The organism is Phycicoccus sp. 3266 (assembly GCF_031456495.1).
In the GTDB taxonomy this organism is placed as follows: Bacteria; Actinomycetota; Actinomycetes; order Actinomycetales; family Dermatophilaceae; genus Pedococcus.
In genome coordinates this window covers 262,621-287,783 of the sequence record NZ_JAVDUW010000001.1, presented here as the reverse complement: position 1 = coordinate 287,783, position 25,163 = coordinate 262,621, and the positions used below count along the sequence as shown (strand labels likewise).

Sequence of the window (25,163 nt, the reverse complement as noted above, 5' to 3'; positions counted from 1 at the left end):
AGGCCTCAGGCCTCGAGCGCCAGGACGAACGGCAGCACGCCGGGCGCGCCGGCGCGGCGCAGGACCTGAGCCGCGACGGTGAGTGTCCAGCGCGACGACGCCAGGTCGTCGACCAGCAGCACCGGACCGGTGAGCCCGCTCACCGCCCGGTGCTGCTGCACATCGAGGCCCAGCCGCTCCCAGACGTTCGCGAGGCGGAAGGCGCTGTTGCCGCCGGCCTCGCCGACCGGCCCGCCGTCGACGAGCTGCAGCGGGCCGAGCCACTCCAGCCGGCCCATCTGCGCCAGGCCCTGCCCGAAGGACTCCACCAGCTGCGGTCGGGTGCGCGAGGGGACCGCCGCCACGGCGACGGGCCGCTCCTGCCAGCCCCAGTCGCGCAGGATCGGCACGCAGGCTCGCAGCAGGGCGGGGTCGACCGGCGCGTCGGGGGAGCGGAGCAGCTCGCGCAGCCGCTGGCCCCAGCCGAGGTCGGTCAGGCGCGCCACGGCATACCCGGGCTGCATGGACTCCTCCGCGGGGATCCGGCCCTTGACGGGCACCCCCAGCCGGTCCATCCCGGTCGGCCACTGCGCGCGCGGCTCGAGCTCGACGCCGGCGCGCTCGAGCCGGCCGCGGGCGGTGGTGACGGCGGTGTCCGGCACCTCGGTCGGGAACCACGGCCCGGCGCACCCGTCGCACCGCCCGCAGGCGGCCGCGCTGTCGTCGTCCAGCGACTCCTGGAGGAACGCCATCCGGCACCCGTCGGTGCGCTCGTAGGCGACCATCAGCTCCTGCTCGCGGACCCGCGCCTGCGCCACCCGCTCGTAGCGCTCGGCGTCGTAGGTCCACGGCTGGCCGGTCGAGGTCCAGCCGCCCGACACGCGCTGCACCGCGCCGTCGACGTCGAGCACCTTGAGCAGCAGCTCGAGCCGCGTGCGGCGGATGTCCACGATGGTCTCGAGGGCCGCGGTCGACAGGGCGCGGTTGCTCTCGGCGAGGGCGCGCAGCACGGCGTCGGCCTGCTCCTGGCGCGGCATCGAGGCGGAGGCGAAGTAGGCCCACACCTCCTTGTCCTCCGGCCCGGGCAGCAGCAGGACGTCGGCCCGCTCGGTGGCACGACCGGCGCGCCCGACCTGCTGGTAGTAGGCGACCGGCGACGACGGGGCTCCGAGGTGCAGCACGAACCCGAGGTCCGGCTTGTCGAACCCCATGCCGAGCGCCGATGTCGCCACCAGGGCCTTGACCCGGTTGTCGCGCAGCATGGCCTCGAGCTGCTCGCGGTCGGCCGGGTCGGTGCGCCCGGTGTAGGCGCGCACCTCGTGACCCGCGTCGCGCAGGGCGGCGGCCACGTCCTCGGCACCCGACACGGTGAGCGCGTAGATGATGCCCGACCCCGGCAGCTCGTCGAGGTGGGCGAGCAGCCACGCCAACCGCTGCTCGGGCGAGGTCTGGCGCATCACGCCGAGCCGCAGCGAGTCGCGGGCGAGGCCGCCGCGCAGGGTGAGCACGTCGTGGCCGCCGACCCCGAGCTGCTCGACGACGTCGGTGACCACGCGCGCGTTGGCGGTGGCCGTGGTCGCGAGCACCGGGGTGCCGGCGGGGAGGGTCTGCAGCAGGTCGCGGATGCGGCGGTAGTCGGGCCGGAAGTCGTGGCCCCAGTCCGAGACGCAGTGCGCCTCGTCGACGACGAGCAGCCCGCACCGCCGGGCGAGGTCGGGCAGCTGCTCGTCGCGGAACCGCGGGTTGTTGAGCCGCTCCGGGCTGACCAGCAGGACGTCGACCTCGTCGCGGGCGAGGGCCGCGGACACCTCGCCCCACTCCTGGGCGTTGGCGGAGTTCATCGTCACCGCGCGGATGCCGGCCCGCTGGGCGGCCGCGATCTGGTCGCGCATGAGCGCCAGGAGCGGCGACACGATGACCGTGGGGCCTGACCCCTCCTCGCGGCGCAGCACGGTGGAGACGAAGTAGACGGCCGACTTCCCCCAGCCGGTGCGCTGGACCACGAGGACGCGCTGGCGCCGCTCGACGATGGCGAGCACCGCCTCGAGCTGCCCGTCGCGGAAGTCGGCGTCGTCGCGCCCGACCAGCCGTCTCAGGACCGTGGTCGCGCGGGTCGTGAGGTCGACGTCCGAGGCAGTCTGCATGCCGACCACCGTAGGCCGCCCGCCCGACAGCCCTGCGAGGATGTCCCCATGTCCGAGGACCAGGCGACGCCCCCGCCGGAGCGCTACCGCGTCAACGTGCCGCTGCGCTGGAGCGACATGGACGCCTACGGCCACGTCAACAACGTGCAGTTCCTGCGGCTGCTGGAGGACGCACGCGTCATCGGGTTCGAGGAGTGGTTCGGGCAGGACCGGTCCGTGCTGTCCGAGGGCATCCTCGTGGCCCGGCACGAGATCGAGTACCTCGCGCCGCTGCTGTTCCGCGTCGCCCCGATCGCCGTGGAGATGTGGCCGACCCGGATCGGCGGCGCGGGCTTCGACCTCGGCTACGAGGTGCGCGACGGCCGCGAGGGGGAGCAGGGCGAGACGGTCTTCGCCCGGGCCGAGACGACCCTGGTCCTCTACGACTTCGCCACCGCCCGACCCCGGCGCATGGACGACGCGCTGCGCGCCGTCCTGCAGGCCCACGCCGGCGACCCGACGCCGTTCCGGTGGCGGCGCCGGTGACCACGTTCCGCTTCCCGGACGCGCAGGGCCTGGCCGACCTCGCGGCGTACGTCCGTCGCGCCAAGGTCGTCGACGACGACGGGGCGATCCGCCTCCAGGCCGCCGGCACCACCCTCGCCGGCTACGTCTCGGTGCTGCCCGGTGCCGGGCTGATGGGCGAGGGTGCGGTGCTCGGGCTGCGCGTCATGTCGCTGGCCGAGCCCGCTGAGCTCGACACCACCGTGCCGCTCGCGGGCGTCCTCGACCGGGTGGCGCGGGACCAGGCGGCGACCGAGCTGTCCGTGCCACCGACGACCGTGCGGGTCCCGTGGGCGGCGCTGTCGCCCCCGCGGTCCGGCTGGGAGCGGGTGGGTGTCGTGTCGGCCGACGAGCTGAATGCCGTGGCGCGGCAAGGGATCTCGGAGGTCGCCGAGGGTGCGCCGGCCGAGGCCGGCGGCCACGCGGTGACGGCGCTGCGCAGGCAGGTGTGGGCGCGGGCGACCGCGACGACGCCGCCGGTGCCCGCGGGCGGGGCGTTCGCGGCATACGTCCTCGGGTTCAGTGCCCCGGGCGCCGAGGTGACGGTGTGGACGCACGGCCGGTGGACCCGGCTGTCGACGCCCGTCGGGCACGTCCTCGTGCGCTGAGCTCAGCGCACGGCTGCGACGAGCACCCGTCTCGTCCCGCCTGCGGCCCGGACGACGACGGCGAGGAGCCCGCTCCGGGCGGCCACCGCCTGCACGTCGCCCGTCGGTGCGGCCCACACGGACCACGTCCCGGCGCCGTCCCGGCGGACGAGCGCTGCCCCAGAGTGACCGCGCACGACCACCCAGAGGGTCGCGCCGTCGAGCGCCGTCAGGGCCCCGGTGGCCGACGTGGTGGCGACGGTGCCGGGTAGCGGCACCCGGTCCACCACGACGTCCGGATCCGCGACGTCCGGACCCTCCGGGGACGGTGCCGAGCGCGCGGTGAGGCGCCACAGGGCGGCGACGTCGCCGTCGGTGCCGACGAGCCAGCAGCCGGTGCGGTCACAGGTGCTCCCCGTCACGCGGGCCGCCGAGGTCGTCCCGGGGAGGTCGTGGCGCTGCCACGGTCCGCGCGGGTCCCGTGACGTCCAGGCGACGGGGTGCTGGGAGGGCGCCGAGCCGGAGAGGTCCGTGGCGGCACCGGCGACGACGACCGTGGGCGGGTCGCCGGACGTGCCCGTGAGGCCGACGGACGCGACCTGCACCAGGTCCGTGGACGTGCTGGCCAGCGCGGTGCCGCCGCCCGGCAGGCGGTCCCACCGCCCGGCGCTCCGCAGCCAGACCGCTCCGTCGAGGCCGGGTCCGCCGTCGTCCCAGGCGCCGACCACGACGTCCCGTCCGGCGCCGGTGGCGACTGCCGCCAAGCCACCCGCCCTCGGCCCGCCGAAGGTCTCGAACGGCTGCGGACGCTCCTGCACGCCGGTGGTGCTGCCGTCCCACACCGTCCACCGGGGCAGGCCGTGCGCGCCGCCGGTGGCGCGTCCCACCCCGACCACGTGCTGTCCGTCCACGGCCAGGTAGGCCCAGCGGGCCGGGTGGGCGTAGGTGCTGTGCGGGGAGAGCGGCACTGCGACGAGGCTGCGTCCGTCGGCCCCCACCGACCAGAGGGCGGGGCCGGTGGACGAGGTGGCCCCGACGATGACGGCACCCGGTGAGGCGGCGGAGGTCGCCAGGGTGAGGGGTACGTCGCCGCGCGGGAGCGGGACGGGCGACCAGGCGAGTGGCCGGGCCGTCGGTGCGGGCGCCGGCCCCTGCGAGCCGCTGCAACCCACCAGCGCTCCTGCCAGGGCCGCCAGCGCCACCAGCGTCGCGGTGACCGCCGGGAGCAGCCGGGTCGTGGCCCGCGGGACGGTCACGGCCGGGCGGCGTCCAGAAGTGGTCCGAGCTCGCGCGCCACCGTCCGCAGGGGCGCGGTGTCGTGGTCCGCCCGGGACAGGATGACCGCGCCCTCGAGGGCGGAGAGCGCCAGGACCGCCAGTGAGCCGGCGCGCCGCCGGGGCACGCCCATGGAGGCGAACCCCTCACGCAGGGGCCGCTGCCAGGTGGCGAGCGCGTCCGCCGCCGCCCGGCGCAGGTCCTCGCTGCCCTCGGCGCAGTCGACGACCGTGGCGGCCACCGGGCAGCCACGCGCGAAGTCGCGCCGCTCGAGCTCGTCGACCCACTCGCGCACGACGGCGGTGAACAGGCCGGAGGGGCTGGGCGTGCGCGCGCGCTCCAGGTACGCGGTGACCCGCGAGGCCGCGAAGCCACCCGCCCACGCGAGCGCCTCGGTGACCAGCTGGTCCTTTCCGCCGGGGAAGTAGTGCTGGAGGGAGCCGCGTGGAGCACCGGCCTCCGCGGCGACCGTGCGCAGCGCAGCCCCCGCGACGCCCTGCTCGCGCAGCTTCTGCGCTGCCACGTAGACCATGTTCTCGCGATGGGTGCGACTGTCGCTGTTCACGCGTCGACTCTATGACGACCGTCATATCCATGACTACTATGACAGGCGTCATAGTAGTCGGCGCGTTGGAGGTGCGCGATGGTCGTCGGGTTCGTGGGACTGGGTGTCATGGGGCGTCCGATGGCGCTCACCCTGCTGGGCGCCGGCACGGACCTGGTCGTCTGGAACCGGTCGCCGGCTGCGGCCGACGAGCTCGGCCGTGTCGGCGCCCGTGTCGCGGGAGACGTCGCCGAGGTCTTCGCCGCCGCGGACGTGGTCCTCCTCATGCTCGCCTCGGAGGAGGTGCTCGACAGGGTCCTCGGGCGCCACACGCCTCGCTTCGACGCCCTGGTGGCCGACCGGACCGTGGTGCACATGGGCACGACGTCACCGGAGTTCTCCGTGCGCCTCTCCCGCGACGTCGTCCGGGCCGGGGGCCGGTATGCCGAGGCGCCCGTCTCCGGGTCACGTCCCGTCGCGGAGGCGGCCCAGCTCGTCGTCATGCTGGCCGGTGACGAGGCGGTGAGGGCCGCGGTGTCCCCGGTGCTGCAGCCGCTGGGCCGTGCGGTCGTCGAGACGGGCGGGGTCGGCTCCGCCCTGCTGACCAAGCTCGCGGTGAACCTGTTCCTCATCACCCAGGTGACCGGGCTCGTCGAGGCGTTCCACTTCGCCGCCGAGCACGGGCTGGACCTCGAGACCTTCCGCCGGGTGGTGGAGGAGGGGCCGATGGCCAGCACCGTCGCCCGCGCGAAGCTGGGGAAGCTGCTCGACGGCGACTACGAGGTGCAGGCGGGGGCGGCGGACGTGCTGATGAACGCCGAGCTCATCGTCGCGGCGGGACGCCGGGCCGGGCTGGCCACCCCGGTGGCGGACGTCTGCCGCGACCTGTTCGCCGAGGCGGTCGCGGACGGCTGGGGCGACCTCGACATGGCCGTGGTGCTCGAGGCGGTGCGGGAGCGCTCGCGGGCCGGACGCGTGGCCGCCGCGGCCAAGGCGTGACCGCCGCGCGTCAGCGGGCGCGGATGCGGGAGCCGGCGAGCACCACGCAGGCCGCGACCGCGCTCAGCCCGAGCCACATGCCGACGAAGACCGGCACGTCCTGCCCCGCGCGGGTGTGCAGCGCGGCGAACACCGCACCGGCCGCTGCGATCCCGATCACCGAGCCGAGGACATCGGCCAGCTGCAGCGACGACGACGTCGCCCCGTGGTCGGCCGGGGGAGTGAGCGTCAGCGACAGCACCGAGAGGCTCGCGGTGCCGAGCCCCATCCCGGTGCCGCAGGCCACCAGGGCGAGGGCGATGAGCCACGGGTGCCAAGCGAAGTGGGTGACGGCGACGACGCCGAGCAGGCCCGCCGTCAGCAGCACGCCACCGGCCACCACGAGGTGGTCGCGCCGGCCGGCCCAGCGGTCACGGCCCTGGACCCAGGAGCCCGCGGACCAGCCGAGCGACCCCACCGCGAGGATCGTGCCGGCCGTGCCGAGGGACTGGCCCCGCTCGTTGACCAGCATGAGCGGGATGTAGGTGATCGTCCCGAAGAAGGAGCAGGTCAGCAGGAACCGGGCCAGCATCACCGACGGCAGACCGCGCCGCAGCAGCCACGTCCCGGCCGGCAGCAGCAGCGGTGCCGCGACCGCGATCCCGGCGACCCCCACGACGGCGACCGCGGTCTGCACCGACCACTGAGCCGACAGGTCGTGCGTGCCCCACTGGAGGGCGCCGGCGGAGGCGGCGATGAGCAGCCCGAACCAGGCGGCCCTCGTGTGCGCACGGTGGTCGCGGCTCGAGGCGTCGATGCCGTCGTCCGCCGCGGCGATCTGGGCGCGGCGGCTCAGCACCATCGTCATCGCCAGGACCACCGGCGCGACGACGAGCCAGAACACCCACCGCCAGGACCACGTCGTCGTCACCCAGGCCGCGATCGGCGGCCCGAGGAGCGACGGCAGCACCCACGCGGCGGAGATGACGCTGAACACCTTGGGGCGCAACGAGTCCGGGTAGACGCGGCCGATGACGACGTACCCCGCCACGATGATGAGGCCCGCGCCCAGTCCGGCGACGCCGCGCCCCACGAGGAACAGCCCGAACGTGCCGGACGCACCGCACACGGCACAGCCGGCCGCGAAGAGGAGCTGGCCGGCATACAGCGACGGGAGGGGGCCGGAGCGGTCGCACCACACGCCGGCGAGGACGATGCCGAGCAGCTGGGTGGTGAGCATGACCGAGAAGGCGAGCCCGTAGGAGCGGACCGCGTCGAGCTCACGGGCGGCCTGCGGCATGGCCGTCGACACGGCCATCCCCTCGAAGGCGATGACGGTGATGAGCGCCACCAGCGCCAGCGAGACGAGGGCGTGTGCCGGGCCGAAGACCCCGCCCCCGGCGCCGGCCGCCGTCGTCCTCGCGGTCGGTGCGGGGCTGGTCACCCGCTCAACGGTACGCCGCGCTCGGCCAGCACCTCGGCAAGGGTGTCGATGCGGTCGGAGACGATCCCGTCGACCCCGAGGTCGAGCAGCCGGTGCATCTCCTGGGCGTCGTCGACGGTCCAGACGTGTACGTGCTTGCCCATGCCGTGGGCGCGGTCGAGCAGCTCGGGGGTGACGAGCTCGACGGTGCGGCCGCCGACCACGTGGGCGGTGGGGACCTGCAGCGCGGCGGCGGGGGAGCGCAGCCACTGCGCCAGGCGTTCGGGGGCGAAGCGCAGGGCGGCGACCTCCGCAGGACCGGCCGAGGTCGCCAGCCCGGGGCCGAGGAGCCGGCGCACCGCACGCAGGCGCCGGTCGGAGAAGGAACCGACGCAGACCCGGTCGACCGCCCCGTGCCGGGCGACGACCTCGGCCAGGGGTGCAACGGCCCCGGGCGCCTTCACGTCGATGTTGAGCCGCGCGGTCGGCAGCTCCTCGAGGAGGTCCGACAGCAGCGGGATGGGCTCGGTGCCGTTGATCCGGGCCGAGCGCACCACCGACCACGGGAGATCGGCGATCCGGCCCGCCCTGTCGGTCACCCGGTCGAGGACGGCGTCGTGGAAGGCCAGCAGGACGCCGTCGCTCGTGGCGTGGACGTCGGTCTCGAGGTAGCGGTAGCCGAGGTCCACCGCGCGCCGGAACGCGGCGAGGCTGTTCTCGAGGTGGAGGTTGTCCGCCAGCTTCGCGCCGCCCCGGTGGGCCAGGCCGATCGGGGTCGGGGCGTCGAAGTACGCGAAGTCGGCGGCTCGCACGGCGTCAGTCTGCCGTGCGCGCCGCCGCCGGTCCCGTCGGGTGGTCCCGACGGGACCGGCAGCGGTCGTCCGCGACCGGGCGTCGGCCGGTCGGGGACGGTCACACCGCTGGGCTCAGGAGGTGGTGGCCCAGACCGTGGTGTCGGTCGGCACGAGGCCGTCCTCGGTCAGCGGACCCGAGGCCACCAGGACGGTCGAGCCCTCCGGCAGGGCCACCGGCTCGGCGCCGAGGTTGGTCAGCACGAGCGTCGGCTCGCCCTGGCCGGTGTTGACCAGCGCCACGACGTCGTCGCCGTAGCCGACGAGGTCGGCGAGGCCGCCGGTGCCCAGCTCGCGCTCGCGGCGCACGCGCAGGAGGTCGCGGTAGAGCTCGAGGGTCGAGCCCTCGACCCCGACCTGCTGGTCGACGGCGTACTCGCCGTAGACCGCGGGCTGCGGCAGCCAGGTCGCCTCCGAGGGGCCGAAGCCGAACGACGGCGCGTCCTTGACCCAGGGGATCGGCACGCGGCAGCCGTCGCGACCGATCTCCTTGCCCTGCGTGCGGATGAACGTCGGGTCCTGGCGGAACTCGGCCGGCATGTCGGTCGAGTCCGGCAGCCCGAGCTCCTCGCCCTGGTAGACGTAGGCGCTGCCCGGCAGGGCCAGCATGAGGGTGGACGCGGCGCGGGCACGACGCAGGCCGAGCTCGCGGTCGGGCTGCGGGTCGTCGGCGCTGATGCCGTTGGGGCGGCGCTCGCCCACGGGCAGCCCGAGGCGCGACGCGTGCCGGACGGTGTCGTGGTTCGACAGGACCCAGGTGCTCGGGGCGCCGACCGAGTCGGCCGCGGCGAGCGAGGTGTCGATGACGGCGCGAAGGTCGGCGGCCCGCCACTGCGACTGCAGGAAGTCGAAGTTGAACGTCTGGTGCATCTCGTCCGGGCGGACGTAGCGGACCGCGCGCTCCTGCGGCCGCACCCAGGCCTCGGCGCACAGGATGCGGTCGGGCTCGCCGTAGCCGTCGAGGATCTTGCGCCACGCGCGGTAGACCTCGTGCACGCCGTCCTGGTCCCACATGGGCGGCTTGGGCGCACCGGGCTTGAGCTCGCCGTCGAGGATGTGCAGCTCGGCATCGTAGTCGGGCAGGCCCGGCTCCTTGATGAGGCCGTGGGCGACGTCGACGCGGAAGCCGTCGATGCCCCGGTCGAGCCAGAAGCGCAGGATCGACTCGAACTCGGCGTGGACCTCGTCGTTGTCCCAGTTGAGGTCGGGCTGCTTGGAGTCGAACAGGTGCAGGTACCACTGGCCGGGCGTGCCGTCGGCCTCGGTGACGCGGGTCCAGCCGGCACCACCGAAGACGGAGTGCCAGTCGTTCGGCGGCTCGTCGCCACCGGGGCCGCGGCCGTCGCGGAAGATGTACCGGTTGCGCTCGGGGGAGCCAGGGGCGGAGGCGAGCGCCTCCTGGAACCACACGTGCTCGTCGCTGGTGTGGTTCGGGACGAGGTCGACGATCACCTTGAGGCCGAGCTCGTGCGCGCGCGCCACCATCGCGTCGGCGTCCTCGAGGGTCCCGAAGAGCCGGTCGATGTCGCGGTAGTCGGCGACGTCGTAGCCGGCGTCGGCCTGCGGGGAGGTGTAGAAGGGGCTGAACCAGACGGCGTCGACACCGAGGTCGCGCAGGTGCTCCAGGCGGGCGGTCACGCCGGGCAGGTCGCCCACGCCGTCACCGTCGGAGTCGGCCCACGACCGCGGGTAGATCTGGTAGATGACAGCGTGCCGCCACCACGCGGCGTCGGCGGAGTCTGCGTGGTGGACGAGGTCCGTGGAGAGCGTGTCAGTCACGGGGAACCATGCTCCCGCATGGCCCCCACAGGACGAAATCCACCCCGCCGGTGACCGTATGCCGGGCACGCGGCTCCGGTGGCCTGCGGGCTACTCGTCGAGCGAGTTCACCAGCGAGTGCGCCGCACGCTCGAGGTAGTCGCGCAGGAGCAGGTCGTCGGCCGGGGCGAGGTCGAGGGTGTCGACCGCCGCCATCATGTGGTGCAGCCACCGGTCGCGCTGGGCAGGCGTCACCTTGAAGGGGTGGTGCCGCATCCGCAGGCGGGGGTGGCCGCGCTGCTCGGAGTACGTCGTCGGGCCGCCCCAGTACTGCTCGAGGAACATGCGCAGCCGCTCCTCGGCGGGGCCGAGGTCCTCCTCCGGGTACAGCGCCTTGAGCGGCTCGTCCTGCGCCACCCCGCGGTAGAACTCGGCGACCAGCCTGCGGAACGTCTCGTGCCCGCCCACCTGGTCGTAGAAGCTCGTCGGCTGTCCGGGGGTGCTCATCGGCCGCCCACCGGACCCGGACCGAACGGCGTCATGACCGGCGCCTTGATGCCGTTCTCGTCGAAGGCCGCCTTGACCCGCTCGCGGATCTCGCGGGAGATGCCGTACTGCTGTTCGGGCGCGGTCTTGGCGAGCACCCGGATCGTGATGACCGAGCCGGTCATCGACTCGACCCCCACGACCTGCGGCTCCTCGAGGAGCTTGTCCTGCCAGGCCTCGTCCTCGTCGAGCCGGTGCACCACGTCGCGGATGAGCGGGATGACCTTCTCGAGGTTCTCGCTGTAGGCGACCGGCAGGTCCACGACCGCCGTCGACCAGCCCTGGCTCTTGTTGCCGATCCGGACGATCTCGCCGTTGCGGATGTACCAGACGACGCCCTGCCCGTCGCGCAGCCGCGTGACGCGCAGCGAGACCTCCTCGACGGTGCCGATGGCCTCACCGGTGTCGATGACGTCGCCCACGCCGTACTGGTCCTCGAGGATCATGAAGATCCCTGACAGGAAGTCCTTGACCAGGCTCTGCGCGCCGAAGCCGAGGGCGACGCCACCGACGCCGGCCGTGGCAAGCACCGGCGCGAGGTTGATGCCCACGATCCCCATCACGGTCAGGATCGTGATGAGGGCGATGACGAAGGTGACGGTGCTGCGCAGCAGCGACCCCATCGTCAGCGTCCGCTGGCGGTGCCGCTCGTGGGCGGTGCCCGTGGCACTGGCGATCGCGCGGCGGGCGCGACCCGGCTCCTGGGCCCGCCGGGCGTCGGCGCGGGCCAGGGTGACCTGGACGGTGCGGCCGATGGAGCGCAGCAGGACCCAGCGCGCCAGGAGCGCGATGAGGACCACCACGACGATCTGGAGCGGGGCGCCGAGGAACCAGTCCAGGGTCCCCTTCCAGGTGAGCTTGGTCAGCTCCTGCACGACGTGATCAAGCATCGGCGTCCCGTGCCTGGGCGCGCAGGGCGCGCGCGACCGGGTCGCGGTTCTCGACCACCAGGCGCCTCAGCGCCGCAGGCGCGTCGGGGTGGGTGTCGAGCCACTGCTGGGTCGCGTCGTGCAGCTCCTGGTTGGCCAGCACCATCGGGTAGAAGCCGGTCACCAGGATCTCGACGATCGCGTGCGAGCCCTTGGACTCCACCGTGTCGAGCATCTGGTGGTACCTCGCGACGTAGGGCTCGAGCAGCGACACGTCGTGCACCGTCGTGAAGCCCAGGGCGATCGCCTCGATGACCGAGTTCGGCAGGCCGTCCTCCTCGACCGCGCGCCGCCAGGCGGCCGCCTTCATCTCGGCGGTGGGGATGGACGCCAGGGCGCGGGCCCACCGCTCGCGGCCGGTCGCGGTGTTGTCGCGCTCCTTCTCGGCGTCGACCTCCTCCTCGGTGGCTGCGCCGACCGAGGCGAGCGAGGTCAGCAGGGTCCAGCGCATGTCGGTGTCGACGGCCAGCCCCTCGAGCACGTCGGAGCCGTCGTACAGGGCGCGCACCCACCGCGCGTGGTCGCCACCCGGCTGCACGCCGGCATACGTGGTGAGCAGCTGCAGCTGGGCGTCGCTGCCCGGGGTCGCAGCCTCGGCCAGCGCGCGCAGCCGCGCGGAGGCGGTGCTCACGGCCTCGGCACGGTGGTCGGGGGCGACGTACATCTCCAGCGTGGTGCGCAGCTGCCCGAGCAGGGTGCGGAGCATCGTGGAGTTCGTCTCGCCGGACAGCGTGGTGAGGACGAGGTCGACGAAGTCGCGCCCGGGCATCTCGGCGTCGCGGGTCATGTCCCACGCGGCGCCGAGCACGAGGGCCCGGGGCAGGCTGTCGGCGAACGACCGGGTGTGGGCCAGCGCGGTGGCGAGCGAGCGCTCGTCGAGGCGGATCTTGGCGTAGGCAAGGTCGTCGTCGTTGACGAGCAGCAGGTCCGGGGCCGGACGACCGACCAGCTCGGGCACCGGGGTGCTCTCGCCGTCGACGTCGAGCTCGACCCGGTGGGTGCGCACGAGGCTGGTGGTGCCGTCCTCGGCGGTGTCGACGTCGTAGAGGCCGACGGCGAGGCGGTGCGGGCGCAGCGTGGGGTACTCCTCGACCGCGGTCTGCTCGATCACGACCGAGGACAGCAGCCCCTGGTCGTCGGTCTCGACGACCGGGCGCAGGGTGTTGACGCCGGCGGTCTCGAGCCAGAGCTTGGACCACGCGCCGAGGTCACGGCCGGAGGTCGTCTCGAGCTCGGACAGCAGGTCGTCGAGCGTGGTGTTGCCCCACGCGTGCTTGGCGAAGTACGCGCGCAGGCCGTCGCGGAACGGCTCGCGGCCGACGTAGGCGACGAGCTGCTTGAGCACCGACGCGCCCTTGGCGTAGGTGATGCCGTCGAAGTTGACCTCGACGTCCTGCAGGTCGCGGATCGGCGCCACGATCGGGTGCGTCGAGGACAGCTGGTCCTGGCGGTACGCCCACGCCTTCTCGGCGATCCCGAAGGTGGTCCAGGCGCTCTCCCACTCGGTGGCCTCGGCCTGGCACGTGGTCGAGGCCCACTCGGCGAACGACTCGTTGAGCCACAGGTCGTTCCACCACTTCATGGTGACGAGGTCGCCGAACCACATGTGCGCGAGCTCGTGCAGGATCGTCACGCCGCGGCGCTCGACCATCGCCTCGGTCACCTTGGACCGGAAGACGTAGATCTCGCTGATGGTGACGGCGCCGGCGTTCTCCATCGCGCCCATGTTGTACTCGGGCGTGAAGAGCTGGTCGTACTTCTCGAACGGGTACTCGCAGTCGAACTCCTCCTCGAAGAAGGCGAACCCCTTCTTGGTGAGCTCGAAGACGTTGTCGGCGTCGAGGAACTCCAGCATCGAGCGACGGCAGAAGATGCCGAGCGGCACGGTGCCCTTGCGCGTCTGCACCTCGTCGCGCACCACGGCATACGGGCCGGCCACGAGCGCGGTGATGTAGCAGGACATCCGCGCGGTCGGGGCGAACGCCCAGGTGGCCACGCCCTCGCGCACCGGCGCAGGCTCGGGGGTGGGGGAGTTGGAGACGACCTGCCAGTGGTCCGGCGCGGTCACGTTGAAGCCGTAGGTCGCCTTGAGGTCGGGCTGCTCGAAGACGGTGAAGACCCGCCGGCAGTCGGCCACCTCGAACTGGGAGTAGAGGTAGACCTCGCCGTCGACCGGGTCCACGAGGCGGTGCAGCCCCTCACCGGTGTTCGTGTATGCCGCGGTCGCGTCGACGGTGAGCGTGTTCTGCTCGGCGGTGGTCGGGATCGTGACCCGCACGCCGTCGAAGTGGGTGGCCGGGTCGAGCGACTCGCCGTTGAGGGTGATCGCCTCGACCGAGGGGGCGATGAGGTCGATGAAGGTGCCCTCACCGGGGCGGGTGCTCGTGAAGGTGACCGTCGTCGTGCTGCGGAACGTCGTCTCGGACGTGGTGAGGTCGAGGGCGATGTCGTAGTGGTCGACGTGCACGAGACCGGCGCGCTCGGCCGCCTCGTCGCGGGTCAGGTTCTTGCCAGGCACAAACAGCTCCTGCGGTGGGTGTCCAGGGGTCGGCCCATCCTGTCACGGGCGACCGACCCCGGGAGGGCGCACCCGGGGTCCCCACCACCCGGCGCGACCGGCCGCCGGGCCAGTGGCAGGATTGGGCGTGTGAGTGCTGCGACCGACGTATCGACCACCCGCTCCGCCGCCGAGTTCTGGTTCGACCCGCTCTGCCCGTGGGCGTGGATGACCTCCCGCTGGATGATGGAGGTCGAGAAGGTCCGTCCCGTCGACGTGACCTGGTCGGTGATGAGCCTGTCCGTGCTCAACGAGGGCCGTGACCTGCCCGAGGAGTACCGGGCGATGATGGACAAGGGCTGGGGCCCGGTCCGGGTCATCATGGCCGCGCGCCGCGAGCACGGCGTGGAGGTCACCAAGCCGCTCTACGACGCCATGGGCACGCGGATCCACCTCGGTGGTGAGAAGGACTTCGCCCAGGTCATCGTCCCCGCCCTCGAGGAGGTCGGGCTGCCGGTGGAGCTGGCGCAGTACGCCGAGAAGGACGACCTCGACGACGAGCTGCGCGCCAGCCACCAGCGCGCGATCGACCTGGTGGGCGACGACGTGGGCACGCCGGTCGTGGCGGTCAACGGCGAGGCCTTCTTCGGCCCGGTCGTGACCCCCGCCCCGAAGGGCGAGGCGGCCGGGAAGCTGTGGGACGGGTGCGTGCTGGTCGCCGGCACCCCCGGCTTCTACGAGCTGAAGCGCAGCCGCACCGTCGGTCCCATCTTCGACTGACGACGACAGCGCGAGGATCGCAGCGAGCGCCAGCGAGCGAGGACCGGAGCGCCGAGGAGTCAGGCGCACTGGTACAGACTGACGACAGCCTGAGCAGGAGACGGAGAACACCACCATGCGCGTCCACATCGGCGGCGACCACGCGGCATACGACCTGTTGAACGAGCTCGTCTCGTTCCTGGAGTCCGAGGGGCACGAGGTCACGAACCACGGTGCCCACTCCTACGACGCCGAGGACGACTACCCGGTCTTCGTGCTGCGCGCCGCAGAGGCGGTGGCGGCCGACCCCGAGTCGCTGGGCGTCGTGCTCGGCGGCTCGGGCAACGGCGAGCAGATGGCGGCCAACAAGGTCGCGGGCATCCGCGCCGCCCTGTGCTACAACACCGAGCTGGCCCAGCTGGCGCGCGAGCACAACAACGCCCAGGTCATCTCGATCGGCGGCCGGATGAACACCGTCGAGGAGGCCAAGGACATGGTCCGGACCTTCCTGGCGACGCCGTTCTCGAAGGCTCCGCGGCACGAGCGGCGGATCGCGATGGTCGGCGAGTACGAGAGTACCGGGACCCTCCCGCCCCTTCCCTGATCTGTGGAAATGCCGCGGGGGCGCAGGACCCGCCACTAGGGTGTGCGCAGGGATCGGGAGGGGCCGAGCCCGTTGCCGCGACGTAGCGGGGCCACCGCCCCCCGCCTTGCCGAAGGACCTCATACGTTGGACGTCGACAGGACGCTGCTCGTACGCCGAGCCCTCGCGTCCCGGGTCCAGCGCGGCCGGGCCCGGTGGGTCCGGTGGGGCAACGCCGGGACGGTGCTCGTCCTCCTCGTCGCCGCGGGGGTCCTCTGCTGGGCCATGACCCGCTGGCCGAGCACGGTGCCGTTCTCCGCGTACATCCCGGTCGCCGTGCTCGCCGGGTTGTTCCTGCCGCCACGGCGCCTCGCGCTGGTGGACGTGGTCATCATCGTCGCCGGTGTCACGACCGTCCTCCAGCGGGGCGCCCAGGCCACCCTCGTCGGCGCGTTCGTCGTGCTCGTGGCCATGATGGCGCTGATGTTCTGGGTGGCGGCGTCCCGCGCCCGTCTGGGCGTCCAGGGCAACCTCGGCGAGTCCATGCTCGTGGACCTGCGGGACCGCCTGCGCACGCAAGGTGAGCTGCCGCCGCTGCCCGAGGGCTGGGGGGCCGAGCTGGCGGTGCTGTCCGCCTACGGCGACTCGTTCTCGGGCGACTTCGTCGTCACCAGCAAGACGGACTCGGTGCTCGAGCTCGTCCTCGTCGACGTGTCCGGCAAGGGCATCGCCGCCGGCACGCGGTCGCTGCTGCTGTCAGGCGCGTTCGGCGGGCTGCTGGGCTCGATGCCGGTCGACCGGTTCCTGCCGGCCGCCAACTCCTACCTGCTGCGCCAGGCCTGGGACGAGGGATTCGCGACGGCCGCCCACGCGATGCTCGACCTGGAGACCGGCGAGTTCAGCGTCGGCTCGGCCGGCCACCCGCCGGCGGTGCGCTTCAACGCCGGCTCGGGTCGGTGGGAGGTGCTCGAAGGCGACGAGGGGCCGGTGCTGGGTGTGACGGAGGGCCTGACCTTCCCGCGCATCACGGGTCGGCTCGGGCGCGGCGACGCCCTGCTGCTGTACACCGACGGGGTCATCGAGGTGCGGGACCGCGACCTGCGCGACGGCATCGACCGCATGCTCGGGACGGCCGAGCGGATGATCTCCAAGGGCTTCGAGGGCATGGTGGCGCGGATGTGCGCCGCGGCCCGGGCGGGGGAGACCGACGACCGCGCCGCCGTCCTCGTCTGGCGCCGCTGACCGGGCGCCGCTGACCGCGCCACGCTGACCGGGCGGTGCCGATCAGGCGTTGCCGACCCGCCGACGGTGACGCGCGGCCGCTCAGGCGGTGGGGGTGGCCTGGGCCGTGGTGCGGGCCGCCGCGCGGCGGCCGATGTTGGCGCAGTCGACGCAGACCGACTCGGGGATGAGCCCGATCCGCATGAGCCCGGCGAAGACGAGGCAACCCACACAGATCCCCGCCAGCGCCTCCAGCGCGGGGAAGACCACCATGACGACGCCGATGACGACGACGGGGACGGCCTCGCCGGCCAGCCAGGACCCGGTCGCGGCGAGCGTCAGCACGGCGCCGATGGTGGCCGCGAACCGCTTGGGCGGACCGGCCGTGTACCGCGGGGCCGCGGCCACGCGGGGGCGGACGAAGCGGCCGACGAACCGGGCGACCGGGCTGGCGGAGGGGCCCCAGCCGGCGCGCAGCACGAAGTCGGCGGCCAGCACGGCATACAGCCACCACTGGTGCGCGGCCAGTGCGAGGACGCCCAGGACGAGCACGACACCGGCGATGAGCCGGACGGTCACGTCGTCGACGATGTTGGGGAACCGGGAGATGCGCATGCTCCCATTATGGATCAGATAACGATTGGTTATCGCGTGGGGTCCGTCACGCGGACGGAGCGGCCGGGCCGGACCGGGGTCGGGACCGAGATGCGCCTGCCGGTCTGCCACGCTGGGGTCGTGGACGAGACGGGACACGTGCGCAGCTACAACGCGCGCCGGGGGCGGATGTCGGCGCTCACCATGGAGCGGGTCGAGTCCCTGTTCCCGCGGCACCACATCCCCGACGGCCCGTTGGACCCGGCGGCCGCCTTCGACCGCGTGGCGCCCGTGGTGCTCGAGATCGGCTGCGGGCACGGCGCCGCGGCGGTCGCATACGCCGAGACGCACCCAGGGCACGACCTGCTCGCCGTCGACGTCTTCACCCCGGCCCTGGCCCGGATGCTGGCGGAGGCCGACCGGCGCGGCGTGCGCAACCTCTGGCTGCACCAGGGGGACGCGGTCGCCCTGCTGCGCGACCGCATCGCCCCGGGCGCGCTCGCCGCGGTGCACCTGTTCTTCCCGGACCCGTGGCCCAAGGCCAAGCACGCCAAGCGCAGGTTCCTCGCGCCGTACACCCTCGACCTGGTCGCCTCCCGGCTCGTGCCCGGCGGCCACCTGCTCGTGGCCACCGACCACGAGACGTATGCCGTGCACGCCCGGGCGGAGCTCGCGGCGCACCCGCGGTTCGCGGTGACCGAGGGGGATCGGCCGGCGTGGCGGCCGAGGGACGGGTTCGAGGCCAAGGGCCTGGCCGCCGGGCGACGTGTCACCGAGTTCCGCGCCGACCTCGTCTGACCCACCTCGGGAGTCCCGCCCTCCCCGCGCCCGCGTGGGCGTCCGTCGGGGTAGCCGGAGCCGCCGTCGCGGACGCGCCTCGTTCCTCGGCGCGCACGCTCCGGCTCCCTGCATCCGGCTCCCCCGCCACGCAGCGTCGCAGGCTCCGCTGCCGTGTCGGGGTAGCCGGATTTGAACCGGCGGCCTTCCGCTCCCAAAGCGGACGCGCTACCAACCTGCGCCATACCCCGTCGCTCGCAGGTGTCGATTTCATCCCAGCGGAGCGCGGCCATTAGGCTAACGCCTCGGATTCGCGACGCCGTCGCGGGCCCGCGCGGGTGTAGCTCAATGGTAGAGCCCCAGTCTTCCAAACTGGCTACGCGAGTTCGATTCTCGTCACCCGCTCCACCGCTCGCGCGCCTACGCGCGGGGTCGGCGCAGGGAGAGGGACCCAGGCGCGGTCCGGCCGGCGCCGCCCGCCACGAGGACCGCCGCCGCGGCACCGACATCCACCACCAGCAGGGTGACCAGGCCCCAGCGGTGGACGTTCTCGAAGCCCGCCACGTCGAAGGTGGTCACCGCGACGGTCACGGCCGGGTCCGACTGCGCCGCGTCGACGACGTCGACGACGACCCGCAGGTCGACCAGCCCGGCTCCGGCAGGAACCTCGAACCGTGCCACCTGGCGGCCCTCGCGGTGCGGGCCGTACCCGAACGTGGACGACGTCAGCGTCACCGGCAGGGTGGAGCCGTCGGGGGCCGTCACCGACACGTGGGAGACCCGGGACGCGTCCTCGGTGTACACGAACCACGGGTCAGGGTGCGTCGTCACCATGACGCCCGACGGCGGCCCGTGGGTGGCCGCTTCGAGCGAGGCCGTCACGGCCGTCGTGACCGCGGAGGACCATAGCAGCGCTGCGAACGCGCCCACGAGGGCCAGGACACCGGCGAGCAGGATCCACGCCAGCCTGCCGCCCGGACGCGAGCGCGTCACCTCGGGTGGTGCGGGGACGAGGGACCGGGTCGACATGACGCCCACCTCCTGACCCCACCGTGCCGCCGACGCCTCACGTCCGGCACGGCCCAACGTCCCGGGACCGAGCACGACGGCCCGCCACCGCTTGGGTGGCGGGCCGTCGTCGTCCCGGGGGTCAGTGCCCGGGCCGTCCCCTGACGGGTCGTGGGGGTCAGAAGGCGCTGGTGCCGTTCGGCGTGCCCAGGCCGGTGGGGCCGTCCCAGCCGGTGCCGGCGGTGCACCACGAGGCGCACGTGCCGTTGCTGCCCGACGTCACGTCGAACAGGCCCGCGGAGTTGGCGTACGGGAGGGTGTTCGCGTAGCCGGCGGTGTTGCCCGACAGGGCGTAGACCGACGCGACGAGCGGGGAGGACAAACTGGTGCCGCCGTACTGCGCCCACCCGGAGGTCGTCTTGGTCGACGGGGCGTAGACCGCGAGGCCGGTGTTGGGGTCGGCGACCGCGGACACGTCGGCGATGGCACGACCCGAGCAGCTCGTCATGGCCGTGGTCTGGCCGGACGGGGCGGCGTTGAGGGTGGTGCAGCCGGAACCGGCACCGCTCCACGCGGACTCGGTCCACCCGCGGGTGTTGGACGCGGCATACAGCGACGTCCCGCCGACGGCGGTCACGTAGTGCGACGAGGCCGGGAAGCTGCCGCCCTGGTAGCCGTTGTCACCGGTCGAGGCGGTGACCGCGATGCCGGGGTGGTTGTAGTAGCTGCCGTAGCTGCTGTCGGCGAGGTCGCCGCCACCGTAGGAGTTGGAGATCGCCACGACGCCGGGCTGCTTGGCGGCGGTGTTCACCGCGGTGCCGAGGTTCGTCAGGCTCGACGACGAGGCCTGCACGAGGACGATCTTGCAGCTCGGGCACGCGGCCGAGACGGCGTCGAGGTCGAGCGCCTGCTCCTGGGCCCAGCCGTTGTCGTAGCGCGGCAGGCTCGTGCCCCCGGTCTGGTTCATGATCTTCAGGCAGCCGTTGGCGGTGGTGCAGGCGGGCAGCCCCCACTGCGAGCGGTAGACCGCGAGGTCCTGCTCGGCCTTGGCGTAGCCGTAGGCGTCGACGATGGCGACGGTGCGGCCGCCGGCCGACAGCCCGGCGAGCTTGTACGCGCTCTGGATGTCCGTCGGGGTCTTGCCCGAGATCGCGGCCGGCGTCACCGTGCGGCCGGAGGGGCTGACCGCCGTGCCGTGGTCGTCGACCAGCTTGAGGGCGTCGCACGCAGCGACGGTGGGGGACGTCGGTGCACTGCACACGCGCGCCGCGTGGGCGCGGGGTGAGGCGGCCGAGGCGGACGTGGTCGCGGTGGCGACCAGGCCCGTGGTTGCCGTGGCGGCGAGCGCCACGGCGAGGAGCTGCTTGCGCATGGGTCATCTCCTGCATGGGGGGCAGGGGCGACGGCTGTCGTCCCGGGGCGAATCTGTGACGAATCCCCCTGCCGCACAAGATTCCTCACCAAGTCCGGAAGGTCCTGTCGGAACTTGGTCAGCGCTTGTGAGAGAAATGGAGAAGGTTCATGACGGATGTCATGGGATCGCGAGCAGGTCGTGCTGCATGGCGCCGACCACCCGTCGCCGCGTCAGCTGCCCCTGCCGCCGCCCGCCCGGAACTGCTGCCAGGCGTCGCTCATGCGGTCGGCCTGGCCCGGGGTGAACATGTCCATGCAGGAGTCCTGCGTGTAGTCCATGAAGTTGTGGATGGGGTCGAGGCCCAGCCGAGCAGGCCGCGGCGTCGCCCTCGTAGAGCGCGGACTTCATCTCCTTCTCCACGCCGCTCTTGCCGGGAACGACCGTGTACCAGGTGGGGTTGACCGACTAGGTCACCTCGGACAACGTGAAGCGGAACGGGGTGTCAGCGGCGTCCGCGGCCGTGGCGCCGGAGTAGGAGTCGTTGAGGACCTTCATCTGGGCGGCGATCAACGTCTGCCAGCGGGCCTTCTCGGTCGCCGTGTTCCCGTGGTCGGAGACCATGTGGAACACGACGGGGATGGTCACGGACCCGGCCGGCAGGGTGGGCAGGTCGGGGAGCAGCCCGTGCGGAGGGGCTTCCGGCGGACGCTACCCGGCGGGCCGAGGGGGCGGAACCCCCCGAGCCCGCACCTTCGCGCAGGTCAGAGGCCGTACTCCTCGAGCAGGCGAAGCCAGATCTCGCTCATGGTCGGGTACGACGGGACCGCGTGCCACAGCGTGTCGATGGGCACCTCGCCGACGATCGCGACGGTCGCGGCGTGCACCAGCTCCGCGACGTCCTGCCCGACGAAGGTCGCGCCGACCACCACCCGCCGGTCCTCGTCGACGAGCATCCGCGCGCGACCCTGGTACCCCTCCGCCTGCAGCCCCGACCCGGCGGCGCTGTCCATCGGCACGTCGACGACGCGGACCGACAGGCCACGGTCGCGCGCCTCGGCCTCGGTGAGCCCGGCGGCGGCCACCTCGGGGTCGGTGAAGACGACCTGCGGGGAGCCGAGCGACGCGGCGTACGGCGTCATCCCCGGCTCGTCGTCAGGACGACCAGCCGCACGGGCGGCGACGAGGTCGCCGACCGCCCGTCCCTGGTACTTGCCCATGTGGGTGAGCAGGGCGATGCCCGTGACGTCGCCGACGGCGTAGAGCCAGGGGTCGCCCTCGGGTCCCTTCACCTCCATGCGGTCGGAGACCTGGACGTACCCCGGCTTCGAGGTGACCGCACCGACGGTGTCCAGGCCGAGGCCCTCGGTGGCCGGCCGGCGGCCCACCGCCACGAGCAGCTCGTCGGCGACGACGGTCGACCCGTCGGACAGCGTCACCGTGACCTCGCCCGAACCACCTGGACGGTCCACCGACTCGGCCTTGGTCGACAGGCGCACGTCGACGCCGTCGGCCTCGAGCGCCGCGCGCACGGCCTCGCCGGCGAACGGCTCGTGGCGCCCGAGCAGGCCGTCCGCCTGCTCGATGATCGTCACCGTCGAGCCGAGCGCGGCATACACCTGCGCGAGCTCGGCAGCCACGACACCGCCGCCGAGGACGGCGAGGCGTCCGGGCACGGTGCGGGACGTGGTCGCCTCGCGGTTGGTCCACGGGTTGGCGGCCCACAGGCCCGGCAGGTCCGGGACCAGCGGCGCGCTGCCGGTGGCGAGGACGACGGCCTGACGCGCCCGCAGGGTCCGGTCGCCGACCTCAACGGTCCGCACCCCCGTGAGCCGTGCCTCGCCGCGGACAAGGTCGATGCCCACGTGGTCGAGCCAGTCGACCTGTCCCGAGTCGTCGAGCCGGTCGCTCGTGCCGACCCGGTTGACCCAGGCGTCCCTGCGGGCGAGGACGCCGTCGCGGTCGACCCGCGCGCCCTCCGAGCCCTGCACCCGCTGGGAGGCGCGGGTGGCGTGGATGGGCCGCAGCAGCGCCTTGCTGGGGGAGCAGGCGTAGAAGCTGCACTCCCCGCCGACGAGGTGCTTCTCCACGATGGCGACCGTCAGGCCGCCCTTGTGCGCGCGGTCGGCGGCGTTCTCACCGACCGGCCCCGCGCCGATGACGATGACGTCGTACTCGTCGGTCATGACAGAAGTGCTCCGTTCTGGCCGGGCTCGCGGCCGTGCATGGTGTCGGTGAGGTAGGACCGTCCCCCGTCGCGGTCCAGCGAGCGCTCGACGCGGCCGAGGACCCGCGTCCCGGGCCACCCGTGCAGGAGGAGGAGTGCGAGGGTGAGCACGACGCCGATGACCACCGTCATGCCCGTCTGCGGTCTCACGGCGAACGCCAGGGCGATCCCCACGAGGCTGACGGCCTCGCAGACCGCGAGCCGCAGGAATGTCGACTGCTGGAAGGCCGCCCGCGCCGCCGTCGCAGCCTCGTCGGGCGCGGTTCCCGGTGCCACGGCCGGGACGCGGTACCCCACCGCGGTGCAGACGAGATGGGCCACGACCGTGAGCGCGCCGAGCAGCCAGGGCACCCACGTCAGTGGGTACCCGTGCAGGCCGAGCACGACACCTCCGAACAGGATGGCGACGACCACGAGGCCGCCCATCACCGCACCGATGGTGGTCTTCAGGGCCTTCAGCGGTGTGCCGGTCGTGGTGGCGGGGACGGTCATGTCGCCACCCTAGGAGGACGGCCCCGCTCCGCGCTCGACGGCCGGCTCGGGCCCTGGCCTGGGCGGCGGGTTCGGCACCGCGCTCGCGGACGGCTAGCATGAGCGGTGGCCCGGCCGACCGTGCGCGCAGCCGTCGCGCCGCCCGGGTCCTTCCCTTTGCCCCACGAGCATGGAGTGCCCTGCAGTGAAGAGTGCCGTCGAGACCCTCAACCCGACCCGGGTCAAGCTGACCGTCGAGGTCCCGTTCGAGGAGCTCAAGCCGAGCCTCGACGCGGCGTACGCGACGATCGGCAGCCAGATCCAGGTCCCCGGCTTCCGCAAGGGCAAGGTCCCCAGCCGCATCATCGACCAGCGCGTCGGGCGCGGCGCGGTCCTCCAGGAGGCCGTCAACGAGGCCCTCCCGCAGTTCTACGGCCAGGCCGTCGAGGAGAACAACGTCCGCCCGATCGGGCAGCCCGAGGTCGACGTCACCGAGGTCCCGGCCGAGGAGGGCCAGGAGCTCAAGTTCACCGTCGAGGTCGACGTCCGCCCCGAGGTCACCCTCCCCGAGGACTTCAGCACCATCACCGTCGAGGTCGACGAGGCCAAGGCGTCCGACGAGGACGTCGAGGAGCGGCTCGTCGCGCTGCAGGAGCGGTTCGGCACCCTCAAGGGCGTCGAGCGCGCCGTCGAGGACGGCGACTTCGTCTCGATCGACCTGCGCGCCACCATCGGTGACGAGGAGATCGACTCGGTCACCGGCATCTCCTACGAGGTCGGCAGCAAGAACATGCTCGAGGGCCTCGACGAGGCGCTGGTCGGCATGGAGGCCGGCGAGACCAAGAACTTCACCGCCCCGCTGGCCGGTGGCGACCGCGAGGGCGAGGACGCCGAGGTCACCGTGACCGTGCAGTCCGTCAAGGTCCGCGAGCTCCCCGCGCTCGACGACGACTTCGCCCAGCTCGCCTCCGAGTTCGACACCCTGCGCGAGCTCCGCGAGGACGTCACCAAGCAGGCCGAGCGCGCCAAGAAGTTCGAGCAGGGCGTCCAGGCCCGCGACAAGGTGCTCGAGCACCTGCTCGACAGTCTCGACATCCCGGTGCCCGACGGCATCGTCGAGGCCGAGGTGCACGCCCACCTCGAGGGCGAGAGCCGGCTCGAGGACGACGAGCACCGTGCCGAGGTCGACGCCAGCACCCGCAAGGCGCTCAAGGCCCAGTTCCTGCTCGACGCCATCGCCGAGCGCGAGGAGGTCAGCGTCGAGCAGCCCGAGCTCATCGAGTACCTCGTGATGTCCGCCCAGCAGTACGGCATGGACCCGAACCAGTTCGCCCAGGCGATCGACCAGCAGGGCCAGGTCCCGGCCATGGTCGCCGAGGTCGCCCGTCGCAAGGCGCTCGCCGCGGTCCTGGAGAAGGCCAAGGTCGTCGACACCGCCGGCACCGAGATCGACCTCAACGAGGTCACCGCCACGGACGTGGCGTCGCAGCTCGTCGAGGACGCCGACCACGAGGGCCACGACCACGCCTGACGAGGCCCGTCGCCCCTGACCGGGGCGCCAACCGCACGCAAACGTATGCCGTGCACCCGACGCGGGTGCACGGCATACGTCATCTGCGTGATGGCTGCCGCGGCCTGCCCACAGGACCATGAGCCATGGACCAAGCGGCCTTTCACAAGCTGCGTCTGGCAGTGCAGGAGAACGCCCACCCGGCGGAGTCCCAGCACGCCCGGGCACTCAAGCGCACCGTCGAGACGGCACTGGAGGACAGCGGCCTCTTCGCCGAGGTCGAGCTCGGCCGGACCGACGACGTCGACCGGCTCGTCATCGGTGTCTGCCGGTGCGCCGAGGACGTGCTGCCCTGGGAAGCGGGGATGGGCATGGAGCGGGTGTGGGCGACCGCGGTCGTGGACGCCCGCTGGGAGGCGCACACCGTGGTGTGCACCGACAGCATCATGGAGTTCGAGGGCGCCTTCACGGTCGACGAGCGCGGCAGCTACGTGACGCTGCAGCTCGTGGCCGAGCCGCCGATGGCGGCGGCCCCGGAGCAGCCGGGCGCCGTGGGGGACGGCGTCGTCAACGGCGCAGGGGCCACCGGGACCCGGTCCTAGGACGCC

24 protein-coding genes and 2 tRNA genes are annotated in these 25,163 nt (G+C 73.2%); 10 read left to right on the top strand and 16 right to left on the bottom strand.

The annotated features are described in order from the left end of the window. Positions 1-5: 5 nt before the first annotated feature. Positions 6-2,123 carry a RecQ family ATP-dependent DNA helicase gene (locus J2X64_RS01380; protein ID WP_310148548.1) on the bottom strand — a complete coding sequence of 706 codons (2,118 nt, stop codon included), beginning with the start codon at positions 2,121-2,123 and terminating at the stop codon, positions 6-8. A gap of 48 nt (positions 2,124-2,171) precedes the next feature. Between J2X64_RS01380 and J2X64_RS01375 the strand changes: the two genes are divergently transcribed. Next, positions 2,172-2,648: a thioesterase family protein gene (locus tag J2X64_RS01375; RefSeq protein ID WP_310148545.1), complete on the top strand. Its 477-nt coding sequence runs from the start codon at positions 2,172-2,174 to the stop codon at positions 2,646-2,648. After that, the gene (locus tag J2X64_RS01370; RefSeq protein WP_310148542.1) at positions 2,645-3,274 is read left to right on the top strand and encodes a hypothetical protein; all 630 of its coding nucleotides are present in this window, start codon (positions 2,645-2,647) and stop codon (positions 3,272-3,274) included. The genes J2X64_RS01375 and J2X64_RS01370 overlap by 4 nt, the downstream gene beginning before the upstream one ends. A gap of 2 nt (positions 3,275-3,276) precedes the next feature. Here the strand turns inward: J2X64_RS01370 and J2X64_RS01365 are convergent, their stop codons facing one another. Together J2X64_RS01365 and J2X64_RS01360 are read right to left on the bottom strand one after the other, a co-directional pair. After that, a complete protein-coding gene (locus J2X64_RS01365; RefSeq protein ID WP_310148539.1) occupies positions 3,277-4,509 on the bottom strand; it encodes a hypothetical protein in 1,233 nt (410 codons plus the stop codon). Beyond that, positions 4,506-5,093 carry a TetR/AcrR family transcriptional regulator gene (locus J2X64_RS01360; RefSeq protein WP_310148537.1) on the bottom strand — a complete coding sequence of 196 codons (588 nt, stop codon included), beginning with the start codon at positions 5,091-5,093 and terminating at the stop codon, positions 4,506-4,508. Before J2X64_RS01360 ends, J2X64_RS01365 begins: the two co-directional genes overlap by 4 nt. 78 nt (positions 5,094-5,171) lie before the next feature. Here J2X64_RS01360 and J2X64_RS01355 point away from each other — a divergent pair, with 78 nt between their 5' ends. Then, complete coding sequence (locus tag J2X64_RS01355) at positions 5,172-6,071, top strand: NAD(P)-dependent oxidoreductase (protein WP_310148534.1); 900 nt, start codon at positions 5,172-5,174, stop codon at positions 6,069-6,071. A gap of 10 nt (positions 6,072-6,081) precedes the next feature. Here J2X64_RS01355 and J2X64_RS01350 read toward each other — a convergent pair whose 3' ends face one another. The 6 genes from J2X64_RS01350 to pepN form a co-directional block, all read right to left on the bottom strand. Next, the gene (locus J2X64_RS01350) at positions 6,082-7,494 is read right to left on the bottom strand and encodes an MFS transporter (protein WP_310148531.1); all 1,413 of its coding nucleotides are present in this window, start codon (positions 7,492-7,494) and stop codon (positions 6,082-6,084) included. Beyond that, a complete protein-coding gene (locus J2X64_RS01345; protein ID WP_310148528.1) occupies positions 7,491-8,285 on the bottom strand; it encodes a glycerophosphodiester phosphodiesterase in 795 nt (264 codons plus the stop codon). Before J2X64_RS01345 ends, J2X64_RS01350 begins: the two co-directional genes overlap by 4 nt. 114 nt (positions 8,286-8,399) lie before the next feature. Continuing rightward, positions 8,400-10,103: a glycoside hydrolase family 13 protein gene (locus tag J2X64_RS01340; protein ID WP_310148525.1), complete on the bottom strand. Its 1,704-nt coding sequence runs from the start codon at positions 10,101-10,103 to the stop codon at positions 8,400-8,402. A 90-nt stretch (positions 10,104-10,193) separates the two neighbouring features. Next, positions 10,194-10,589, bottom strand: a complete 396-nt coding sequence (locus tag J2X64_RS01335) for a globin (RefSeq protein WP_310148522.1) — start codon at positions 10,587-10,589, stop codon at positions 10,194-10,196. Then, complete coding sequence (locus tag J2X64_RS01330) at positions 10,586-11,518, bottom strand: mechanosensitive ion channel family protein (RefSeq protein WP_310148519.1); 933 nt, start codon at positions 11,516-11,518, stop codon at positions 10,586-10,588. Before J2X64_RS01330 ends, J2X64_RS01335 begins: the two co-directional genes overlap by 4 nt. Further along, positions 11,511-14,075, bottom strand: coding sequence for an aminopeptidase N (pepN, locus tag J2X64_RS01325; protein WP_310148516.1), 2,565 nt, complete (start codon positions 14,073-14,075; stop codon positions 11,511-11,513). Before pepN ends, J2X64_RS01330 begins: the two co-directional genes overlap by 8 nt. Before the next feature lie 129 nt (positions 14,076-14,204). Between pepN and J2X64_RS01320 the strand changes: the two genes are divergently transcribed. From J2X64_RS01320 to J2X64_RS01310, 3 genes are all read left to right on the top strand, one after another. Then, positions 14,205-14,834, top strand: coding sequence for a DsbA family protein (locus J2X64_RS01320; RefSeq protein WP_397443998.1), 630 nt, complete (start codon positions 14,205-14,207; stop codon positions 14,832-14,834). A gap of 115 nt (positions 14,835-14,949) precedes the next feature. Further along, a complete protein-coding gene (locus J2X64_RS01315; protein ID WP_310148513.1) occupies positions 14,950-15,417 on the top strand; it encodes a ribose-5-phosphate isomerase in 468 nt (155 codons plus the stop codon). Positions 15,418-15,543: 126 nt separating this feature from the next. Further along, a complete protein-coding gene (locus J2X64_RS01310; RefSeq protein ID WP_310148510.1) occupies positions 15,544-16,638 on the top strand; it encodes a PP2C family protein-serine/threonine phosphatase in 1,095 nt (364 codons plus the stop codon). An 81-nt stretch (positions 16,639-16,719) separates the two neighbouring features. Here the strand turns inward: J2X64_RS01310 and J2X64_RS01305 are convergent, their stop codons facing one another. Further along, positions 16,720-17,232 carry a DUF4395 domain-containing protein gene (locus tag J2X64_RS01305; protein WP_310148506.1) on the bottom strand — a complete coding sequence of 171 codons (513 nt, stop codon included), beginning with the start codon at positions 17,230-17,232 and terminating at the stop codon, positions 16,720-16,722. A 120-nt stretch (positions 17,233-17,352) separates the two neighbouring features. On the opposite strand from J2X64_RS01305, the gene trmB reads away from it, so the two are divergent. Then, complete coding sequence (trmB, locus tag J2X64_RS01300; protein ID WP_310148503.1) at positions 17,353-18,009, top strand: tRNA (guanosine(46)-N7)-methyltransferase TrmB; 657 nt, start codon at positions 17,353-17,355, stop codon at positions 18,007-18,009. 156 nt (positions 18,010-18,165) lie between these two features. Here the strand turns inward: trmB and J2X64_RS01295 are convergent. Beyond that, positions 18,166-18,239, bottom strand: a tRNA-Pro gene (locus tag J2X64_RS01295). A gap of 83 nt (positions 18,240-18,322) precedes the next feature. On the opposite strand from J2X64_RS01295, the gene J2X64_RS01290 reads away from it, so the two are divergent. Next, positions 18,323-18,396: transfer RNA gene (locus J2X64_RS01290), tRNA-Gly, on the top strand. A gap of 12 nt (positions 18,397-18,408) precedes the next feature. Here J2X64_RS01290 and J2X64_RS01285 read toward each other — a convergent pair. The 5 genes from J2X64_RS01285 to J2X64_RS01265 all read right to left on the bottom strand — a co-directional run bounded on the left by J2X64_RS01285 (position 18,409) and on the right by J2X64_RS01265 (position 23,066). Further along, positions 18,409-19,017 carry a hypothetical protein gene (locus J2X64_RS01285; RefSeq protein WP_310148500.1) on the bottom strand — a complete coding sequence of 203 codons (609 nt, stop codon included), beginning with the start codon at positions 19,015-19,017 and terminating at the stop codon, positions 18,409-18,411. A 157-nt stretch (positions 19,018-19,174) separates the two neighbouring features. Continuing rightward, positions 19,175-20,368: a S53 family peptidase gene (locus J2X64_RS01280; RefSeq protein ID WP_310148498.1), complete on the bottom strand. Its 1,194-nt coding sequence runs from the start codon at positions 20,366-20,368 to the stop codon at positions 19,175-19,177. 447 nt (positions 20,369-20,815) lie between these two features. Beyond that, positions 20,816-20,995, bottom strand: coding sequence for a hypothetical protein (locus J2X64_RS01275; RefSeq protein WP_310148495.1), 180 nt, complete (start codon positions 20,993-20,995; stop codon positions 20,816-20,818). 116 nt (positions 20,996-21,111) lie between these two features. After that, positions 21,112-22,533 carry an NAD(P)/FAD-dependent oxidoreductase gene (locus J2X64_RS01270; RefSeq protein WP_310148493.1) on the bottom strand — a complete coding sequence of 474 codons (1,422 nt, stop codon included), beginning with the start codon at positions 22,531-22,533 and terminating at the stop codon, positions 21,112-21,114. Next, on the bottom strand, positions 22,530-23,066 hold the full coding sequence (locus tag J2X64_RS01265) for a hypothetical protein (RefSeq protein WP_310148490.1): 537 nt from the start codon (positions 23,064-23,066) through the stop codon (positions 22,530-22,532). The genes J2X64_RS01270 and J2X64_RS01265 overlap by 4 nt, the downstream gene beginning before the upstream one ends. Positions 23,067-23,250: 184 nt before the next feature. Here J2X64_RS01265 and tig point away from each other — a divergent pair, with 184 nt between their 5' ends. Together tig and J2X64_RS01255 are read left to right on the top strand one after the other, a co-directional pair. Further along, positions 23,251-24,576, top strand: coding sequence for a trigger factor (tig, locus tag J2X64_RS01260; protein ID WP_310148487.1), 1,326 nt, complete (start codon positions 23,251-23,253; stop codon positions 24,574-24,576). Between the two features lie 125 nt (positions 24,577-24,701). Continuing rightward, positions 24,702-25,157, top strand: a complete 456-nt coding sequence (locus J2X64_RS01255; RefSeq protein WP_310148485.1) for a hypothetical protein — start codon at positions 24,702-24,704, stop codon at positions 25,155-25,157. Positions 25,158-25,163: the final 6 nt, after the last annotated feature.

Excerpts from the sequence above, each read along its gene's own strand:
- J2X64_RS01355 (WP_310148534.1), top strand. The coding sequence starts at position 5,172 with ATGGTCGTCGGGTTCGTGGGACTGGGTGTCATGGGGCGTCCGATGGCG.
- J2X64_RS01280 (WP_310148498.1), bottom strand. The coding sequence starts at position 20,368 with ATGCGCAAGCAGCTCCTCGCCGTGGCGCTCGCCGCCACGGCAACCACG.
- J2X64_RS01270 (WP_310148493.1), bottom strand. The coding sequence starts at position 22,533 with ATGACCGACGAGTACGACGTCATCGTCATCGGCGCGGGGCCGGTCGGT.
- J2X64_RS01315 (WP_310148513.1), top strand. The coding sequence starts at position 14,950 with ATGCGCGTCCACATCGGCGGCGACCACGCGGCATACGACCTGTTGAAC.
- J2X64_RS01375 (WP_310148545.1), top strand. The coding sequence starts at position 2,172 with ATGTCCGAGGACCAGGCGACGCCCCCGCCGGAGCGCTACCGCGTCAAC.
- J2X64_RS01265 (WP_310148490.1), bottom strand. The coding sequence starts at position 23,066 with ATGACCGTCCCCGCCACCACGACCGGCACACCGCTGAAGGCCCTGAAG.
- J2X64_RS01285 (WP_310148500.1), bottom strand. The coding sequence starts at position 19,017 with ATGTCGACCCGGTCCCTCGTCCCCGCACCACCCGAGGTGACGCGCTCG.
- J2X64_RS01380 (WP_310148548.1), bottom strand. The coding sequence starts at position 2,123 with ATGCAGACTGCCTCGGACGTCGACCTCACGACCCGCGCGACCACGGTC.
- J2X64_RS01305 (WP_310148506.1), bottom strand. The coding sequence starts at position 17,232 with ATGCGCATCTCCCGGTTCCCCAACATCGTCGACGACGTGACCGTCCGG.
- J2X64_RS01335 (WP_310148522.1), bottom strand. The coding sequence starts at position 10,589 with ATGAGCACCCCCGGACAGCCGACGAGCTTCTACGACCAGGTGGGCGGG.
- J2X64_RS01255 (WP_310148485.1), top strand. The coding sequence starts at position 24,702 with ATGGACCAAGCGGCCTTTCACAAGCTGCGTCTGGCAGTGCAGGAGAAC.
- J2X64_RS01330 (WP_310148519.1), bottom strand. The coding sequence starts at position 11,518 with ATGCTTGATCACGTCGTGCAGGAGCTGACCAAGCTCACCTGGAAGGGG.